The organism is Arthrobacter koreensis (assembly GCF_035792275.1).
Lineage (GTDB): Bacteria > Actinomycetota > Actinomycetes > Actinomycetales > Micrococcaceae > Arthrobacter_B > Arthrobacter_B koreensis_A.
Genome location: NZ_JAMWKK010000001.1, coordinates 350,379 through 366,967, shown reverse-complemented (window position 1 = coordinate 366,967; position 16,589 = coordinate 350,379). Strand labels below are relative to the sequence as shown.

The 16,589-nt window shown below is 66.9% G+C and carries 19 protein-coding genes; 10 read left to right on the top strand and 9 right to left on the bottom strand.

The genetic code is table 11. The features are described 5' to 3' along the window. Positions 1–118 precede the first annotated feature (118 nt). Both NGB94_RS01805 and NGB94_RS01800 read left to right on the top strand, forming a co-directional pair. A complete protein-coding gene (locus tag NGB94_RS01805; RefSeq protein WP_325788632.1) occupies positions 119–1,477 on the top strand; it encodes an O-acetylhomoserine aminocarboxypropyltransferase/cysteine synthase family protein in 1,359 nt (452 codons plus the stop codon). Beyond that, positions 1,470–1,961, top strand: a complete 492-nt coding sequence (locus NGB94_RS01800; protein ID WP_325788630.1) for a CoA-binding protein — start codon at positions 1,470–1,472, stop codon at positions 1,959–1,961. The genes NGB94_RS01805 and NGB94_RS01800 overlap by 8 nt, the downstream gene beginning before the upstream one ends. Before the next feature lie 92 nt (positions 1,962–2,053). Here NGB94_RS01800 and NGB94_RS01795 read toward each other — a convergent pair whose 3' ends face one another. Continuing rightward, a complete protein-coding gene (locus tag NGB94_RS01795) occupies positions 2,054–2,785 on the bottom strand; it encodes a hypothetical protein (protein WP_325788629.1) in 732 nt (243 codons plus the stop codon). Beyond that, positions 2,757–3,329 (bottom strand): RNA polymerase sigma factor, encoded by a 573-nt coding sequence (locus tag NGB94_RS01790; protein ID WP_325788627.1) that lies wholly within the window; start codon positions 3,327–3,329, stop codon positions 2,757–2,759. The genes NGB94_RS01795 and NGB94_RS01790 overlap by 29 nt, the downstream gene beginning before the upstream one ends. A gap of 337 nt (positions 3,330–3,666) precedes the next feature. On the opposite strand from NGB94_RS01790, the gene NGB94_RS01785 reads away from it, so the two are divergent. Further along, the gene (locus NGB94_RS01785; RefSeq protein ID WP_325788625.1) at positions 3,667–5,079 is read left to right on the top strand and encodes an amino acid permease; all 1,413 of its coding nucleotides are present in this window, start codon (positions 3,667–3,669) and stop codon (positions 5,077–5,079) included. On the opposite strand, the gene NGB94_RS01780 is transcribed toward NGB94_RS01785, so the two are convergent. From NGB94_RS01780 to NGB94_RS01770, 3 genes are all read right to left on the bottom strand, one after another. Then, positions 5,076–5,882, bottom strand: coding sequence for a carbon-nitrogen hydrolase family protein (locus NGB94_RS01780; protein ID WP_325788623.1), 807 nt, complete (start codon positions 5,880–5,882; stop codon positions 5,076–5,078). The genes NGB94_RS01785 and NGB94_RS01780 overlap by 4 nt on opposite strands. A 41-nt stretch (positions 5,883–5,923) precedes the next feature. Then, positions 5,924–7,042 carry an NAD(P)-dependent alcohol dehydrogenase gene (locus NGB94_RS01775; protein WP_325788622.1) on the bottom strand — a complete coding sequence of 373 codons (1,119 nt, stop codon included), beginning with the start codon at positions 7,040–7,042 and terminating at the stop codon, positions 5,924–5,926. Positions 7,043–7,144: 102 nt separating this feature from the next. Further along, positions 7,145–7,594 (bottom strand): Hsp20/alpha crystallin family protein, encoded by a 450-nt coding sequence (locus NGB94_RS01770; RefSeq protein ID WP_325788620.1) that lies wholly within the window; start codon positions 7,592–7,594, stop codon positions 7,145–7,147. A gap of 192 nt (positions 7,595–7,786) precedes the next feature. Between NGB94_RS01770 and NGB94_RS01765 the strand changes: the two genes are divergently transcribed. From NGB94_RS01765 to NGB94_RS01750, 4 genes are all read left to right on the top strand, one after another. Continuing rightward, positions 7,787–8,419, top strand: a complete 633-nt coding sequence (locus NGB94_RS01765; RefSeq protein WP_325788619.1) for a hypothetical protein — start codon at positions 7,787–7,789, stop codon at positions 8,417–8,419. A gap of 33 nt (positions 8,420–8,452) precedes the next feature. Next, on the top strand, positions 8,453–9,241 hold the full coding sequence (locus NGB94_RS01760) for an SGNH/GDSL hydrolase family protein (RefSeq protein WP_325788618.1): 789 nt from the start codon (positions 8,453–8,455) through the stop codon (positions 9,239–9,241). Between the two features lie 26 nt (positions 9,242–9,267). Beyond that, positions 9,268–10,260, top strand: a complete 993-nt coding sequence (locus NGB94_RS01755) for a DUF2804 domain-containing protein (protein WP_325788616.1) — start codon at positions 9,268–9,270, stop codon at positions 10,258–10,260. Between the two features lie 93 nt (positions 10,261–10,353). Beyond that, on the top strand, positions 10,354–10,716 hold the full coding sequence (locus tag NGB94_RS01750) for a VOC family protein (RefSeq protein WP_325788614.1): 363 nt from the start codon (positions 10,354–10,356) through the stop codon (positions 10,714–10,716). 52 nt (positions 10,717–10,768) lie between these two features. On the opposite strand, the gene NGB94_RS01745 is transcribed toward NGB94_RS01750, so the two are convergent. After that, positions 10,769–12,058 carry an adenylosuccinate synthase gene (locus NGB94_RS01745; protein ID WP_325788612.1) on the bottom strand — a complete coding sequence of 430 codons (1,290 nt, stop codon included), beginning with the start codon at positions 12,056–12,058 and terminating at the stop codon, positions 10,769–10,771. 196 nt (positions 12,059–12,254) lie between these two features. Between NGB94_RS01745 and NGB94_RS01740 the strand changes: the two genes are divergently transcribed. Both NGB94_RS01740 and NGB94_RS01735 read left to right on the top strand, forming a co-directional pair. Beyond that, positions 12,255–12,983 (top strand): hypothetical protein, encoded by a 729-nt coding sequence (locus NGB94_RS01740; protein WP_325788611.1) that lies wholly within the window; start codon positions 12,255–12,257, stop codon positions 12,981–12,983. Further along, positions 12,875–13,360, top strand: a complete 486-nt coding sequence (locus NGB94_RS01735) for a DUF427 domain-containing protein (protein WP_325788609.1) — start codon at positions 12,875–12,877, stop codon at positions 13,358–13,360. Before NGB94_RS01740 ends, NGB94_RS01735 begins: the two co-directional genes overlap by 109 nt. 69 nt (positions 13,361–13,429) lie before the next feature. Here NGB94_RS01735 and NGB94_RS01730 read toward each other — a convergent pair whose 3' ends face one another. The 3 genes from NGB94_RS01730 to NGB94_RS01720 all read right to left on the bottom strand — a co-directional run bounded on the left by NGB94_RS01730 (position 13,430) and on the right by NGB94_RS01720 (position 15,672). Continuing rightward, positions 13,430–13,849 carry a DUF3151 domain-containing protein gene (locus NGB94_RS01730; protein ID WP_325788608.1) on the bottom strand — a complete coding sequence of 140 codons (420 nt, stop codon included), beginning with the start codon at positions 13,847–13,849 and terminating at the stop codon, positions 13,430–13,432. Then, positions 13,849–14,868: a class II fructose-bisphosphate aldolase gene (gene fbaA, locus NGB94_RS01725; RefSeq protein ID WP_325788607.1), complete on the bottom strand. Its 1,020-nt coding sequence runs from the start codon at positions 14,866–14,868 to the stop codon at positions 13,849–13,851. The genes NGB94_RS01730 and fbaA overlap by 1 nt, the downstream gene beginning before the upstream one ends. Before the next feature lie 138 nt (positions 14,869–15,006). Further along, a complete protein-coding gene (locus NGB94_RS01720; RefSeq protein WP_325788606.1) occupies positions 15,007–15,672 on the bottom strand; it encodes a TrmH family RNA methyltransferase in 666 nt (221 codons plus the stop codon). A 157-nt stretch (positions 15,673–15,829) separates the two neighbouring features. Between NGB94_RS01720 and NGB94_RS01715 the strand changes: the two genes are divergently transcribed. Beyond that, positions 15,830–16,582: an HAD-IIA family hydrolase gene (locus NGB94_RS01715; RefSeq protein WP_325788681.1), complete on the top strand. Its 753-nt coding sequence runs from the start codon at positions 15,830–15,832 to the stop codon at positions 16,580–16,582. The last annotated feature ends 7 nt before the right edge of the window (positions 16,583–16,589 follow it).

The window sequence follows — 16,589 nt, the reverse complement described above, 5'->3', positions numbered from 1 at the left end:
CGCTCCCAGGATTGCCTCGCCGCAACTGTCCTCAACATTGTTGGTATCCAGCACCCAATAAAGCAACCATTGGCGAACCGCTTACCCGCGGTTCCCCCAAGGAAGGAGCACTCAGTCCATGAGTGACCGCCAGTTCGGATTCCGTACCCGCGCCCTGCACGCCGGTGGAACACCCGACGCCATCCACGGTGCCCGTGCCGTTCCCATCTACCAGTCGACGTCGTTCGTCTTCAAGGACACCGCCGACGCCGCCAACCTCTTCTCGCTGCAGAAGTACGGCAACATCTACTCCCGGATCGGCAACCCCACGGTCGCCGCCTTCGAGGAGCGCATCGCCTCCCTTGAGGGTGGAATTGGTGCGGTGGCGACGGCGTCGGGCATGTCAGCGGAATTCGTCACCTTCGCGGCGATCTGCTCCGCCGGGGACCACATCGTCGCCGCTTCCCAGCTTTACGGCGGAACGGTCACGCAGCTGGACGTGACGCTGCGCCGCTTCGGCATCGAAACCACTTTCGTTCCCGGCACCGACCCGGCGGACTATGCAGCGGCCATCCAGGAAAACACCAAGGCCGTGTACGCGGAAGTGGTGGCCAACCCCAGCGGCGAGGTCACCGACATTGAGGGCCTGGCCAAGGTGGCGCACGACGCCGGTGTGCCGCTGATCCTCGACGCCACCTTGAGCACTCCCTACCTGGTGCAGCCGTTCAAGCACGGCGCGGACATTGTGATCCACTCCGCCACCAAGTTCATCGGCGGGCACGGCACCACCCTGGGCGGCGTCGTCGTGGAGGCCGGCACCTTCAACTGGGGCAACGGCAAGTTCCCGGCCATGACCGAGCCGGTGCCGTCCTACGGCAACATCTCCTGGTGGGGGAACTTCGGCGAGTACGGCTTCCTGACCAAGCTGCGCTCCGAGCAGCTGCGGGACATCGGCCCAACGCTCTCCGCCCAGTCCGCGTTCCAGCTGCTGCAGGGTGTTGAAACCCTGGCCCAGCGCGTAGATGAGCACCTGCGCAACGCCCAGGCCGTGGCCGAATGGCTGCAGGCGGACGAGCGGGTGGCCTGGGTGTCCTACGCCGGCCTCGAATCCCATCCGCACCATGACCGGGCGAAGAAGTACCTGCCCAAGGGTCCGGGTTCTGTCTTTAGCTTCGGTGTGAAGGGCGGTCGGGCCGCCGGACAGGCGTTCATCGAGGCCCTGCAGCTCGCCTCCCACCTGGCCAACATCGGTGACTCCCGCACCCTGGTGATCCACCCGGCGTCGACCACCCACCAGCAGCTCTCCCCCGAGCAGCTTGCGGCGGGCGGTGTACCGGAGGACCTGGTTCGGATTTCGGTGGGCCTGGAGGACCTGGAGGACATTCTCTGGGACCTGGACCAGGCGCTGACCGCCGCCGGCGCAGGTGCGGCAGCCGCCGTCGAACCCGCTGCGTCCTGCAGCCTTCCGCTCGCAACCGAGGAGTCAGCCAATGTCTGAGAACCGCACCTGGGCGGGACCCAGCGCTCCGGAACGCCTGTCCCTGCTGCGTTCGGCCAAGTCGATCGCCATTGTGGGTGCCTCGGACAAGCCGTCCCGTGCGTCCTACTTCGTGGCCACGTACCTGCTCTCCTCCTCGCCGTACAAGTTGTACTTCGTGAACCCGGTGGCCAAGGAAATCCTCGGCCACCCGGTGTACGCCTCGCTGGCTGACCTGCCGGAGACCCCGGACATCGTGGACGTCTTCCGCCGGCACGATGACCTGCCGACTGTGCTTGAGGAAGCCAAGGCCGTGGGCGCCAAGACGCTCTGGCTGCAGCTGGGTTCCTGGCATGAGGAGGTGGCCCGGGACGCTGAAGCAGCGGGCATGAACGTGGTGATGGACCGCTGCGTGAAGATCGAGCACGCGCGCTTCCACGGCGGCCTGAACCTCGCCGGGTTCAACACCGGCGTAATTTCCTCCAAGCGGCAGCTCACCGCCTAGCCCGGCACACCCCAACCGCCGAGAGGCCAGTTGCGGCTCTTTTCACGCCTGAAAAGAGCCGCAACTGGCCTCTCGTTTGTGTTGGGGAGGCGTTAGTCGGAGCCGCGGCCATTCCCGTGCTGGGGGCCGCCGCGGTCCTTACCGTCGTCACTGCGGCCCGGACCGGAGCCCTCGTCGTTCTTCCCGCCGTGCTGGCCGGGACCGTCCTGGTCCTTCTTCTCCCAGCCCCGGGGCTTGTCTTCGCGGCCTGGTTCACGGCCGTTGCCGGGCCGGTCCGAACGGCCGCCGGGACTGCCCCAGCCGGATTCCGGAGTTTTGCCCGCGCGCTGTTCGGAGTCCGCGGGGTCCGGTTCAGCAGGCGCCGGGGTGTCCGCGGGCGCAGCCGGTTCCGGAACCTGCTCGGCCGGTTCCGGAGGAAGCACCGGCGGCAGCGCCGCGGGATCCGTCTCCGCCGGTTCGGGTACCGGAACGGGCGCGGGTGCGGGAACCTGCTCGAACTGTGCCGGCGCCGGGGCGTCATGAGCATCTTCGGCCGTCACCCACAGCCCGCCGTTGCTGGCTGCAACTCCCGTGGTTCCGGCCGCCATGGCCGCGATGATCGCCCCGCCAAGCAGGTAGCCGCGCCGTCGCGACTTCCGCAGGGGGGTCACACCCGGGGTGAAGAAGGCTGCGAGCTCAGGGTACGGCACAGGGGCCGGCCTCCGCGCTTCAGCCCGCAGGTGCGTGAGCGCGTCGCTGAGCTCCGGGGTTTCCTCTATGCCGGACTCGGCCAGGAGGCGCCGGATCGCTTCTGCGTCACTGGGGTTGCTGGACGTGCTGTTCATCTTCCGCTGCCTCCTTCCCTGCAATCTGTGCCCTGAGCGCCAGGAGCGCCCGTCTCTGTAGCTGTTTGACGGTGTTGACCGTCTTCCCCATGATTGCCGCGGAATCCTCCAGCGACAGGTCTGCAACCACCCGCAGCAGCAGGACTTCGCGCTGGGCGCCGGTAAGGCCGTCCAGCATCTGGGCGGCCATCAGTTCGGAACCAAGAACCGTGTCTTCGGCTGAGTCGGTGGACCTGGCGTCAAGCTGCGGGTCATACGGAGCAGGGGCAGGCTGGCGCTCACGACGGCGGTGGTCATCCACCATCCGCGCGTGGGCTACCGAGAATGCAAAGGTTCGCAGCCCTGAGGCGCCTCCGCTGACCGTGGAAATCTTTGAAAAAACCGTCAGGAAAACGTCCTGCGTCAGCGCTTCCGGATCTTCGCATCCCTTGGAACCCAGGTAACCGAGGACTGCCGGTGCCAGCGACTCGTAAACCGCCCGCAGCGCCGCCGGGCTGTTTTCACGCGCCGCAGAGACCATCTGCTCTGTCAGCGGGTCAGCCAAGGCGGGGTCCTTCGGTCTGGGACGTTGGGGCGAACCAAATCGTACCCCGCCCAGGCTGATCCTGCTCAGGAGATGGCCGCGCCGTTGCTCGTTGGGGGGATGAGCCCCGGCACGGCCATTACACATACGTAATCGCCCGCGCAGCCGGAAAGGTTATGCGGATGCCGGAAATGTTTTTCGGCGGTCCCCGGCGCCGGGAGCGTTCGGAGGAGAATGTGGAAGACTTGACGGCGGTCCGCCCTTCCGCGGCGGATCCGGCGCGGCGGACGAAAACCCAATATCCTGCCCCGCTCCAAACCAGCAATACCGGGTCCCCCGGGCCCGGCCCAGGAAGATAATGCCCAGCACCACGCCTCACCACACAGATCTCAAGCGCGGCCTTTCGCTGCGGCACATCCGGTTCATCGCCTTGGGGTCCGCGATCGGCACCGGATTGTTCTACGGGTCCTCCGAAACCATCCAGGCCGCCGGGCCTGCGGTCCTGATCGCCTATATCATCGCCGGCTGCGCCGTGTTCCTGGTCATGCGGGCACTGGGAGAGATGGCAGTCCGGCACCCGGTGGCGGGTTCGTTCTCCCAGTACGCCGGCCGGTACCTCGGCCCGCGCATCGGGTTCCTCACCGGCTGGACCTTCGCTTTTGAAATGATCATCGTGGCCATCGCAGACATGACGGCGGTGAGCATGTACATGGGCCTGTGGTTCCCGGACACACCGGGATGGGTCTGGATGATTGCCGCCATGCTGCTGATCGGCGGACTGAACCTGATGCGGGTCAGCGTTTTTGGCGAGATGGAGTTCTGGTTCACCCTGATCAAGGTCTCCACCATCATCGCGATGATCGCCGGCGGCCTGTACCTGATCGTCTTCGGTGTCAGCACCGGCGGCTATGAGCCGGGCGTCAACCACCTGGTTGACCACGGCGGGTTCGCACCATTCGGGGTCTGGGGCATCGTCATGAGCCTGGGAATTGTGGTGTTCTCCTTCGGCGGCATCGAGACCCTGGGGGTCACTGCGGGAGAGACCGGGGATCCGCAGCGCGCCATTCCCAAAGCCGTGAACACCGTGCCGGTACGCATCCTGCTCTTCTACGTCCTGTCCCTCGGCGTGATGCTGTGCCTGCTGCCGTGGGACCGGATTGGGTCCGAAGGCAGCCCGTTTGTGCAGGTCTTCGCCGGGATCGGCATCCCCTTCGCTGAGCACCTGATCAATGCGGTGGTGCTCACGGCGGCCCTGTCCGCGATGAACTCGATTTTCTATGCCGCCTCGCGGACCATGTACGGCCTCGCCGAACAGGGCCATGCGCCGAAGGGCTTCACCAGCGTTTCGCGCTACGGGGTGCCGGTGTGGCCGGTCGCCATCATCATGGCCAGCCTTATCGCAGGACTCGGCCTCTACCTGTGGATTCCGGAGCAGCTCTTCCTGGTGGTCGCATCCACTGCCACCTTCGCCACGATCTTCACGTGGTCATCGATCCTGCTCAGCCACCACCGGATGCGCCGGCAGATGCGGCGGGACGGCACGCCGTCGGCTGGTTTCGCGTTCCCCGGCTGGCCGGTCCTGAACTACATTGTCCTGGCTTTCATGGCGCTGGTGACCGTTATCCTGGCGTTCACCGGTCCCGGACGCACGGCACTCGCGGCCGGCGTCGTGTGGCTGCTGCTGATGCTGGCCGCCTACCAGTTCCTGGTGAAGGACGAAGGCCGCAGGCCGATCGAGCTGCCCGAACCGGATGCCGTCCGCGGGAACTAGGGGCCTTCGAGAATCTCTTCGGCAGCGGCGAACCTGCGGTTGGCCAGCACGGGCAGGTACTCCCGGACCTCCTCGATCCGGTTCCGGGCCACATCGGCGGTAGCCACGGCTTCGGTTTCCTCGCCGAGGAAGGCCTGAGGAACCCCCATCGGGTCCAGGATCGCGGAGTGGCCGATCGTGTGGCCGCTGGAGGTTCCAGCCGCCGCCACCCACACGGTGTTCTCAATGGCGCGTGCCTTGAGCAGCGTCTCCCAGTGGTCGATTTTGTGTTCGCCCCTGAACCACGCCGCAGGAACGGCGATCAGGTCCGCCCCCTGCACCGCGAGGGCGCGTGCCAGCTCCGGGAAGCGCAGGTCATAACAGGTCATCAGGCCCACCCGCAGGCCGCCCAGCTCCACCACCTGGATGCCACGGTCCCCGGGCTTGATCCGGGTGGACTCGGAATAGCTGAAAGCATCGTAAAGGTGCAGCTTGCGGTACGTGGCTGCGATGCGGCCGTCGGCTTCGATGGCCACCAGTGTGTTGTAGGGCCGGTCTTCACCGGAGGACTCGTACCCGCCGGCAACGACGGCGATGCCCAGTTCCGCGGCAGCCAGGGACAGCCGCTGCACGAAGGTGCTCCACCCGGCGTCCACGGCCGCTGCCAGCGGGCCCTCGACCTTGCCGATGCTGAACATCGATTCTTCCGGGAACACGATCAGCTCGGCTCCCTCTGCCTTGGCCTTCTCTGCCAGCGAGCGCATCACCGCCAGGTTGCCTTCGACGCCGCCGCCGGGACTGAACTGACCTACGCTGACCAACATGGAGGAACCGCCTTGTCTTCGGGACCGGGTGTGACCCCAGCCTAGTGCAGGTCCCCGAAGTGCAGCACGGGTTTCAGGACCCGCCCGGACTTCGCGTCGGCCGCGGCAGTGTTGATGTCCTCGAACCCGTAGCGGGTGACCATCTTCTCCAGCGGGAACCTGCCCTGCTGCACCAGGTCCACCAGGGCCGGCAGGAACAGCTGCGGCGTCGAGTCCCCCTCAGTAATGCCAATGACCTGCCTGCCGTTGAGCATGAAGTTCACGTCCAGCTCCACCGAGGATCCCGGGGCCGGTGCACCAATCAGCCCCAGCTTGCCGAGCGGCGCCAGCGCATCGGCTGCCGTGGCAGCTACCCGTGTGCTTCCGGTCGTCTCCAGTGCATGCGTCACCCCGGCGCCGTCGGTCAGTTCAAGCAGCGCCTGCAGGGCGTCCGTACTGCCGGAATTGATGACGTCGGTGGCGCCCAGCTCGCGGGCAAGCTCCAGGCGGGAGTCCACCAGGTCCATCACCACAATGCGGGTTGAGCCTCCCAGCGCGGCCGCCATCACCGCGGAGAGGCCCACCGGACCCGCGCCGAAGACCGCCAGGGTGGACCCCGGTTCAGGGCGCAGCACGTTCATCACCGCACCCGCGCCCGTCTGCACGCCGCAGCCAAGCGGCGCCAGCAGGGAGAGGTCGGCGTCGGGATCAACCCTGGTGACTCCGCGTTCGTCGGCCAGCACCAGGTCGGAGAAGGAGGACTGGGCGAAGAAATGCCCGTGCACACCTTTTCCGTCCTTGCTGATGGTGGCGCTTCCGTCCAGCCGCTGCCCGCCAACGAGGTTGAGCTCCAGGAAGTAGGTGCAGTAGGCGGGATGGCCGCTGCGGCAGTTCCGGCATACCCCGCAGCTGGTGAAGCTGAGCAGCACGTGGTCACCGGGCACCACCGAGGTTACGGAGGAGCCAACGGCTTCGACGATGCCTGCGCCTTCGTGCCCCAGGACTCCTGGCAGCGGAAAGGGAATGTGCCCGGCCTGGACCCCAAGGTCCGTGCCGCACACACCGGCAGCCTGCACCCGGACGAGGACCTCGTCCGGGCGGGGGTCTTCCAGGATCACATCGGTGATTTCGAACGGTTCATTGATGCCGCGCAGGATCGCGGCGCGCGCCTGGGTAGTCATAGGGCCACGCTACGCGGCCCGGTGCCGGAGCGTCAGGGTCTGCAGACGGATCGGGGCGGCAGGCGGAAACTCCGCCTGCCGCCCCGGAAGGCACTGGCGCTGCTAGGCGCTGACCGCCTCGGCTTCGCGGTGTTCTTCGCGGGCGCCCAGCGACGCTGATGACCCCGACTGCACCTCAATGCGGCGCGGGCGGGCCTTCTCGCTGACCGGGATCACCACGTTCAGCACACCGTTTTCGTAGTGGGCGGTGATGCCGTCGGTATCGATGCCCTGGCCCAGGCTGAGCTGGCGCAGGAAAGAACCGCCCTCACGTTCGCGGGAAAGCCACTGCACGCCGTCCTCGCCCCGCAGGGTCCGTTCGGCGCGGATGGTCAGCAGCTGTCCGTCGACGTCAATGTCAACGGAGCCCGGATCGACTCCGGGAAGGTCGAGGCTCAGAACGTAGCGGTCGTCCTGCCGGTAGAGGTCCATGGGCATGTGCCGCAGGGATTCGCTGCGCACGGCCTGGGCAAAACGGTCGAGTTCACGGAACGGATCAAAACGTGTTGCCATCACAAATCAACTCCTTCACTCCGCTGCGGGCAGCGGGCTGATCTGCCATTTCATCAAAGTTGAGTTGGCTTCACTCAACTTTCGGCAGTAGATTAGCACTTGCAACCCGAGAGTGCTAACCGCGGGCATCGCAGCGGTGAACCCCGGTTTCGCCGTCTTTCATTCGAACGTTGTGTGAAAGGAAAAGAAGCAGTGTCAGTGCCTGCTGTGTTCCGTACCGGAACAGAAGACCATGCCCGGCGCGCGCAGAGAGTCTTCACCCTTCCCAGCCGGATCTCCGGTTCTGCCCCGTCCCCCGCGCTCGATGCGGCAGGGTGGATCAGCGTGCTGTGGGTGGCCGCTGCCCTCCTCGGCATTGGCATGTTCTCCGGCGGAACAACCTCCCTGGTAGCGGCAGTGTTGCTGCTTTATGGAACTGGCGCTTCCCTCGCCGTGCTGGGCTGGCTGGCGTACCGCGGCCTGAGCGGGCGGGTCCGCCGCCGCGCAGCCGGGGACGCTGGATCAGCCGGAGCCCGTGAAATCCTGGCCGCGGCGGCGTCCGCCCGGGAGGAGTTCCTGCAGGCGCTCTTCCCCGCCGGAGCCACCGGAACCGCCGAGGTCCTGCAGGCAACGGCGCCGGCCCGGGCGGCCGCGGCCGCCGCTCCCCGCACGGACCTGCTCACCCAGCTCCCTTCCGGTCAGGCGCCCGTGAACCGGCTGCCGTCCGCCCGGGCCAAGTCCCCGATCCGCAAGAATGCCCGCCGGAAGTCGGCAGCGCGCACCGCGGGACGGCCCGCCGCCCGCGCTTCCACGGCCCGCAGAGGCGCCGGCAGGCAAGCCGCCTAGCCGGACCCCGTGCGGGGAAGGCACACTGGGGCCATGACGGGCTCTTCTACCTCCTGGCGCGGCGCCCGGTACGTGGCACTCGGAAGCTCCTATGCCTCCGGACCGGGACTCGGTGCCCCCGTCCCGGGTTCCCCGCCGGACGCCCGCCGAACCACCGGCAACTATGCCCACCTGCTGGCCGAGCGCCTGGGACTGGACCTGGTGGATGCCACGAGTTCGGGTGCCGTCACGGCGGATCTGCGCTGGAAACGGCAGTACGGCCAGCCGCCGCAGGCGGACGCCCTGACAGCGGATACCCAGCTGGTCACCGTCACGGTCGGAGGAAATGACATCGGCTACGCGTCGGGCCTCATGCTTGCCGGGCTGCCGCTGGCCTCAATCCCGCTGCGGGCCCTAAGCACCGCCCGCTCCCTGCTGGCACCGGCCGCCGGCCCTCGCTCGCTCGCGCTGCTTCCCGCCGCCATGGTTCTGGTGGGTGAACTCATCCGCCGTCGCTCCCCCGGTGCCCGGGTGATGTTCGTCGAGTACCTCACTGTGCTGCCGCCGGACCCCCGGACGCCCGTCCCGCACTTCAGCGCAAGGCAGGCCGCAGCCGGCCGGGAGAAGCTGGCCGCACTCCAGCTGGCCACGGCGGCCGCCGCGCGGAGCACCGGCAGCGTCCTGGTGCCGGTCACTGCCGCCAGCGCCAACCATCATGCCTGGTCCGCAGAGCCCTGGACCACGGGGGCCGTGAAACCGCAGGGCCTGGATGATCCGCTGCCGTTCCATCCCAACCGGGCCGGCATGGCGGCCGTGGCGGAGCTGATTGAACAGCATCTTTGATGCCACACCGCCTAGACTGTGGCGCCATGGAAGAAATCAAGGAACCCGTCCAGATCTCCCTGGGAAACGGCAGGCTGAATCCGGCCGCGGCGGGCTTCTCCCGCAGCCCGCTCCACGCCGTCGCGGACCTTCCCCGGGGGCTGCGGCACGGCTGGCGGACCAAGCGCTGGGAGTACTGGGGAGTGCTGACCCCTGACCTGGTGCTCGGCATGACCATTGCCCACCTCGACTACGCTGCCACCCTCCAGCTGTACGTCTATGAACGCGCCACCGGCAAGGAAATCTCCAGCGATCCGCTCAGCATTCCGCCCGGTTCCACGGCCATCCTTCCGGGATCCCTTCCGCCCATGACCGCGGTAGGCACCATGGGCGGGCTGCACCTGCGTTTCCATGACGACGACGGCGGCACGCACCTGCGCGCTGAGTCCGAACGCGTCGGCGTCGAACTCTACGCTCCGGCGGCGGGCGACGTGCTGGGCGTTGTGGTTCCGTGGTCGGACACCCGCTACCAGTACACGCTCAAGGACGTGGCGCGCGAGGTCAGCGGGACCATCACTGTGGACGGCAGGCAATATCCGGTGGGCGAAGGCGCGTTCGCGGTGCTGGACCGCGGACGCGGACGCTGGCCCTACTCCCGGCGCTGGAACTGGGCGGCGGGCTACGGCACGTCCGGCGGGACCCGGCTCGGCCTGCAGCTGGGCGGGATGTGGACCGAGGGCACGCCCGCAACCGAAAACGCGCTGATCGTGGACGGGGTGCTGCACCACTACGACGCCGAACTGGAGTTCAGCTACAACCTGGCCGATCTGCACTCGCCGTGGAACGTCCGCGGGGACTGGATCGAGGCCACCCTCACCCCGTTCCACCGCCGGCTGGCGGCAACCAATGCGCTGGCCGTGGCATCAAAGACCTGGCAGGCCTTTGGCTCCTGGTCCGGCTGGGCGGCGTCCCCGAACGGCACGCGTTATGACCTGAACGGGGTGCACGGCTGGATTGAGGAAGCCCGCAACCGCTGGTAACCGCGGGGACGTCCGGACCGGCGACAGTGCTTCCCCCGCGCCGGACACACTGCTAGGTTCGTTCCGACCTCATTCGAGCCGAAGGAGCCTTTCGTGAGCAGCAGATTCGCGTCCCTTGCCCTTGACGCCCTCGACGTCGATGCCCAGACCCGGTTCTGGACCCAGGCCCTGGGCTACCGGGTGGCTGAGGAGTTCGACGGCGGCATTTCCCTGGCCCCTGCCGACGGCGTCCCCGGACCACCGCTCGACATCATTCCGGTTCCGGACCGGAAGACGGCCAAGCTCCGCCTGCACATGGACCTGGTTCCGCACGGCTGCACCCAGGAAGAGGAAGTCGAACGCCTGCTGGCGCTCGGTGCGGTCCGTGCCGACGTCGGGCAGGCACCGGATGTGCCCTGGGTGGTGCTCGCCGATCCGGAGGGCAACGAATTCTGCATCCTCTCCGCCCGGGACTAGGACACGCAAAAGCCCCGCGGCCTGCAGGCTGCGGGGCTTTTACGTAAACGGATTATTCGCTGATCAGGTCGCGGATCACGATCGTCTGGTCGCGGTCCGGGCCGACGCCGATCGCGGAGAACCGGGTGCCGGACATCTTCTCCAGCGCCAGCACGTAGTTCCGGGCATTCTCCGGCAGGTCCTCAAGGGTCTTGGCGCCGGTGATGTCCTCGGTCCAGCCGTCGAAGTACTCGAAAATCGGCTTGGCATGGTGGAAATCGGTCTGCGTCATCGGCATTTCATCGAAACGCACGCCGTCGACATCGTAGGCCACGCACACCGGGATCTTCTCGATGCCGGTGAGCACGTCCAGCTTGGTCACGAAGTAGTCCGTGAAGCCGTTGACGCGGGATGCGTGGCGCGCCAGCACGGCGTCGTACCAGCCGCAGCGGCGCGGGCGGCCGGTGTTCACACCAAACTCGCCGCCGGTCTTCTGCAGGTACAGGCCCATGTCATCGAAGAGTTCGGTGGGGAACGGGCCGGCGCCAACACGGGTGGTGTAGGCCTTGATGATGCCCACGGCCCGGTTGATGCGGGTGGGGCCGATGCCCGAGCCCACGGACGCGCCGCCGGCGGTCGGGTTGGAGGAGGTCACGAACGGGTAGGTGCCGTGGTCCACGTCCAGGAACGTGGCCTGGCCGCCTTCCATCAGGATGACCTTGCCCTCATCCAGTGCCCGGTTGAGTTCGTAGGTGGAGTCGATGACCATGGGGCGCAGGCGGTCGGCGTAGGAGAGGAAGTCCTGCACCATCTCTTCGACGTCCACGTCGCGGCGGTTGTAGACCTTCAGCAGCAGCTGGTTCTTCTGCCGCAGCGATCCTTCAACCTTCTGGCGCAGGATCGACTCGTCGAAGATGTCCTGCACACGGATGCCCAGCCGGGCCACCTTGTCCATGTAGGCCGGGCCGATGCCGCGCCCGGTGGTGCCGATGGCACGCTTGCCCAGGAAACGCTCGGTGACCTTGTCCATCACCTGGTGGAACGGTGCCACCAGGTGGGCGTTGGCGGAGATCCGCAGCTTGGAGGTGTCTGCCCCGCGCGCTTCCAGTCCGTCGATTTCGGTGAAGAGCGCCTCGAGGTTCACCACGCAGCCGTTGCCGATCACCGGAATCGCGTTGGGGCTCAGGATGCCGGCGGGCAGCAGCTTCAGTTCGTACTTTTCACCGCCGACGACGACGGTGTGGCCGGCGTTGTTTCCCCCGTTGGGCTTGACGACGTAGTCGACGCGGCCGCCAAGCAGGTCGGTGGCCTTACCTTTACCTTCGTCGCCCCACTGGGCGCCGACGATGACAATTGCGGGCATGGGATCCTCCCCCATTAGTTACGCTAGGGAGCCGCGCCAGGCGCTGAACCGCTACCGTGCATGAGAACGCCCCTGCACCGTGAGACTCGGGACACAGCGGTCCGTGATCCGGGTTGCGGGGCTCTTACCTGTCAAGTTTAGCCGATCTGCGGCTTTACCCGTTTGGAAGCCGCCCGCACAGGCGTACGGTTTAGCCATGGAGCGCTTCCGCGGCTATATCGCCGGGCTGGGCACTGCCTCGGGAACCCGCCTGGTTGTTGGGCACTGGCCGGACTCACCCTTCGGTCCGTTCACGGACGTGATGGTGGAAAACCGGTTCGGCTCCCGGCTGCTGCTGGCCCCTTCAGAACCCGTTGCCCGCTACGTCTCCTCCACCTATTCCTTCGACGCGGTGGACGTGGTCCCGGTCAGTGCGTATCTCGCGGACGGCAGGCTGAGCGTCGACGGCGGCCCGCTGCGGCTCACTGCCGTCCTGGGTCCGGTCACACTGCTGGGACGCCTCCTGGAAGCCGTACCCGCACCGCTGGCCGTCCACCCGCTGTGGCTTCAGGCGGTCAACCCGCTGGCCCGCCTGATTGTCCGCGGAGTCCGTACGGCGGGAACCACCGGCGACCGGCTGGAGTTCTACGGTGTGCGGTCGATCCGCCGGCTCGCGTCTGCGCAGGGTTTCTGGAACGGCGAGGACCTGGGCCCGCTGGCTCCGGTCAGCCCGCCGGTCCGGTTTGGGTTCTCCTCCGTGCCGGCGCGGCCGCAGATCCTGGCCGTGACCACCACCATCACCGCCAGGAACCCGGCACAGAGAGAAGGAATCCACGCATGGAAAACCGCTTTCACCCGCATGCCGAGTCCGTCTGGTCCTATCCCCGTCCGCCCCGAATCGACCCAAGCACGGAACGCGTCAAAGTCTGGCTTGGCGGAAAGCTGATCGCAGACACGACCGAAGCGCTGCGCGTCCTGGAAACGGGCCATCCGCCGGTGTATTACCTGCCGCTGGACGTTTTCGCGCCCGGCGTCCTGCAGCCGGTCGGCGGTGTCACGCACTGCGAGTTCAAGGGCGCGGCCTCCTATTTCGACGTCGTCTCCGGGCAGCGGCGGGCGGTCCGCGCAGCGTGGACCTACGCCCATCCGTTTCCCGGCTACGAGGAGCTAGCCCATACGGCGGCACTGTATCCGGGGCTGATGGATTCGGTGACGGTGAACGGGGAGGAAGTCCAGCCGCAGGAAGGCGACTTCTACGGCGGGTGGATCACCAGCCGGGTGACCGGGCCGTTCAAGGGAGCCCCCGGCACCTGGGGCTGGTAGCTGCCGGCACCGCGGACACAGCGAAGGCGCCCCCGCACGGGAGGCGCCTTCGCTCAGGCATGGACGGAGTTAGCCCTCGATAGCCGCTTTGGCCGACGGGTCTGAAGCGTCCAGGAACTTCTCGATCCGGTCCACTTCCTCGGCCTCGCCGATCGCCGCCGCTGCACGCCCCAGGGCGTACAGCGCGCGCAGGAACCCGCGGTTGGGCTCGTGCTCCCAGGGAATCGGGCCGGTGCCGCGCCAGCCGGCACGCCGCAGTGCGTCCAGGCCGCGGTGGTAGCCCACCCGGGCGTACGCGTAGGACTCCACCGGGCGTCCGTCGGCGAAGGCTTCGTCTGCCAGCATGGCCCAGACCTGGGACGAGGTGGGGAACCTGGCAGCCAGGTCCACGGCTTCGTCACCTGCTGCGAGGCGGGCGACGACGTCGGTCTCCTCGGGCAGGTAGGTGGGCTCGGGACCGAGCAGGTTCCTGCGGAATTCGTCTGACATTAGAGGTGCTTTCCTGCCGAGCCGAGGGACTGTGCAGCTTCGACCACGCGGGCAGCCATGCCCTTTTCGGCGGAGGCACCCCAGACGCGCGGGTCGTACTGCTTCTTGTTGCCGACTTCGCCGTCCACCTTGAGCACGCCGTCGTAGTAGCGGAACATGTGGTCGGCTACCGGGCGGGTGTACGCGTACTGGGTATCGGTGTCGATGTTCATCTTCACCACGCCGTAGGACACGGCGTCGGCGATCTCCTGGGCGGAGGAACCGGAACCGCCGTGGAAGACCAGGTCGAACGGGCGTTCCTTGCCGATTGAGCCGCCCACGGCGGTCTGGATCTCCTGGAGGATTTCCGGACGCAGCTTCACGCCGCCGGGCTTATAGACACCGTGGACGTTGCCGAAGGTCAGGGCGGTGAGGTAGCGGCCCTTGCTGCCGTCGCCGAGCGCTTCGACCGTGGCCATGCCGTCGGCAACCGTGGTGTAGAGCTTTTCGTTGATCTCGTTCTCGACGCCGTCTTCCTCGCCGCCGACAGTGCCGATCTCGACTTCGAGGATGATCTTGGCGGCGGCGGTGCGGGCCAGCAGGTCCTGCGCGATCTTCAGGTTGTCTTCGAGGGTCTCCGCGGAGCCGTCCCACATGTGGGAGTTGAAGATGGGGTCTTCACCGCGCTTGACGCGTTCTTCGGAGGCTGCCAGCAGCGGCAGGACAAAGTCGTCCAGCTTGTCCTTGGGGCAGTGGTCGGTGTGCAGTGCAATGTTCACGTCGTAGCTCTTGGCTACTTCCCGCGCGTAGGCGGCGAAGGCCAGGGAGCCGGTGACCATGTTCTTGACCGAGGCGCCGGACCAGTAGGCGGCGCCGCCGGTGGACACCTGGACAATGCCGTCCGAGCCGGCCTCAGCGAAGCCTGCGAGCGCGGCGTTGAGGGTCTGGGAAGAAGTAACGTTGACAGCCGGGTACGCGAATCCCCCCGCCTTGGCCCGGTCGATCATCTCTGCATAGATCTCGGGGGTTGCGATAGGCATGCTGACTCCTTAGCGAAGATTCGAAACTGCGGCAGGGCCGGGCCCTCTTTGGCTTCTCCCATCCTAGCCACAAGAGACCTTTGTGCAGCAGATATCACAGCTTCCGGTCCCGGCGCAGGCGACACCTTCGGCGCGGGCCTACTTCACCCGCTGCCCGAACACGTGCCGCCGGACCCAGCCGTGCATGGCGATGGCAGCGGCTGCCGAAGCGTTCATGGAACGGGTGGAGCCGAACTGGGCAATCGAGAGCGTGGCTTCCGCCGCCTCATGCACCTCCGGTGTCAGTCCGGGACCCTCCTGGCCGAAGACCAGGACGCAGCTGCGCGGCAGGTCGTAGGTTTCCAGCGGAACGGAGTCAGGGAAGTTGTCGATGCCGATGATCGCCAGGCCCTCGGAGCGTGCCCACTCGGTGAACTCTTCAACGCTCGGGTGGTGGCGCACGTGCTGGTAGCGGTCGGTGACCATGGCGCCGCGGCGGTTCCAGCGGCGTCGGCCAATGATGTGCACTTCCTTGGCCAGGAAGGCGTTCGCGGTGCGCACCACGGATCCGATGTTCAGGTCGTGCTGCCAGTTCTCGATCGCCACGTGGAATTCGTGGCGTTTTGAATCCAGGTCCGCCACGATCGCGTCGTGCTTCCAATAGCGGTATTCATCCACCACATTGCGGCGGTCTCCGGCGGCCAGGAGCTCGGGATCCCACTGCTCGCCCTCGGGCCAGGGCCCCTCCCACGGTCCAACGCCAACCTGCGGCGCTTCGGCCTCGAACGGCTCTGCTGGAGGAATTGTTTCAGGGCTGTCTATCACCCTTCCAGCGTAAGGTGAAAGACTGAACCATCCCGCATCCGCACCGGGAGGAACAGGGCTGCGCCCGGCCTCCGGATTGGCTGCGGGCACGACGCATTACACGCACTGGAGGCAAACTGTGGGCGAGAACGAGAACATCGAGTGCTGGCTGACGGACATGGACGGCGTGCTGGTCCATGAGAACCAGGCGATTCCCGGCGCCGCGGAGATGATCAACCGCTGGGTGGACACTTCCAAGCGGTTCCTCGTGCTGACCAACAACTCGATCTACACCCCGCGGGACCTTGCGGCGCGGCTGCATGCCTCCGGGCTGGATGTTCCGGAGGAGAACCTCTGGACCTCCGCCCTGGCCACCGCCGAGTTCCTGAAGAACCAGCTCAAGGGCTCCAGCACTCCGGGCCGCGCCTTCGTCATCGGCGAAGCGGGACTGACGACGGCGCTGCATGAGGCAGGGCTGATCCTCACCGACACCAATCCGGACTATGTGGTGCTGGGCGAAACCCGCACCTACTCCTTTGGCACCATCACCAAGGCCATCCGGCTGATTCTGGACGGCGCCCGGTTCATCGCCACCAATCCCGACGTCACGGGCCCATCCCCGGAAGGACCGCTGCCGGCGACCGGCGCCGTCGCCGCCCTGATCACTGCGGCCACCAACCGGGAACCCTACATTGTGGGCAAGCCGAACCCGATGATGTTCCGCTCGGCCATGAACAAGATTGATGCCCACTCGGAAACCACCGGCATGATCGGGGACCGGATGGATACGGACATCATTGCCGGCATCGAGGCCGGGCTGACCACGGTCCTGGTGCTCACCGGCAGCACGCAGCGGGAGGACATTCCCCGCTACTCCTTCCGGCCCACCCAGGTCATCGACTCCGTCGCGGACCTGATCAAAACCGTCTAGCCTTCCG

Excerpts from the sequence above, each read along its gene's own strand:
- NGB94_RS01800 (WP_325788630.1), top strand. The coding sequence starts at position 1,470 with ATGTCTGAGAACCGCACCTGGGCGGGACCCAGCGCTCCGGAACGCCTG.
- NGB94_RS01740 (WP_325788611.1), top strand. The coding sequence starts at position 12,255 with ATGGAGCGCTTCCGCGGCTATATCGCCGGGCTGGGCACTGCCTCGGGA.
- NGB94_RS01760 (WP_325788618.1), top strand. The coding sequence starts at position 8,453 with ATGACGGGCTCTTCTACCTCCTGGCGCGGCGCCCGGTACGTGGCACTC.
- NGB94_RS01745 (WP_325788612.1), bottom strand. The coding sequence starts at position 12,058 with ATGCCCGCAATTGTCATCGTCGGCGCCCAGTGGGGCGACGAAGGTAAA.
- NGB94_RS01715 (WP_325788681.1), top strand. The coding sequence starts at position 15,830 with ATGGACGGCGTGCTGGTCCATGAGAACCAGGCGATTCCCGGCGCCGCG.
- NGB94_RS01780 (WP_325788623.1), bottom strand. The coding sequence starts at position 5,882 with ATGTTGGTCAGCGTAGGTCAGTTCAGTCCCGGCGGCGGCGTCGAAGGC.
- NGB94_RS01805 (WP_325788632.1), top strand. The coding sequence starts at position 119 with ATGAGTGACCGCCAGTTCGGATTCCGTACCCGCGCCCTGCACGCCGGT.
- fbaA (WP_325788607.1), bottom strand. The coding sequence starts at position 14,868 with ATGCCTATCGCAACCCCCGAGATCTATGCAGAGATGATCGACCGGGCC.
- NGB94_RS01795 (WP_325788629.1), bottom strand. The coding sequence starts at position 2,785 with ATGAACAGCACGTCCAGCAACCCCAGTGACGCAGAAGCGATCCGGCGC.
- NGB94_RS01770 (WP_325788620.1), bottom strand. The coding sequence starts at position 7,594 with ATGGCAACACGTTTTGATCCGTTCCGTGAACTCGACCGTTTTGCCCAG.
- NGB94_RS01735 (WP_325788609.1), top strand. The coding sequence starts at position 12,875 with ATGGAAAACCGCTTTCACCCGCATGCCGAGTCCGTCTGGTCCTATCCC.
- NGB94_RS01775 (WP_325788622.1), bottom strand. The coding sequence starts at position 7,042 with ATGACTACCCAGGCGCGCGCCGCGATCCTGCGCGGCATCAATGAACCG.
- NGB94_RS01755 (WP_325788616.1), top strand. The coding sequence starts at position 9,268 with ATGGAAGAAATCAAGGAACCCGTCCAGATCTCCCTGGGAAACGGCAGG.
- NGB94_RS01785 (WP_325788625.1), top strand. The coding sequence starts at position 3,667 with ATGCCCAGCACCACGCCTCACCACACAGATCTCAAGCGCGGCCTTTCG.
- NGB94_RS01730 (WP_325788608.1), bottom strand. The coding sequence starts at position 13,849 with ATGTCAGACGAATTCCGCAGGAACCTGCTCGGTCCCGAGCCCACCTAC.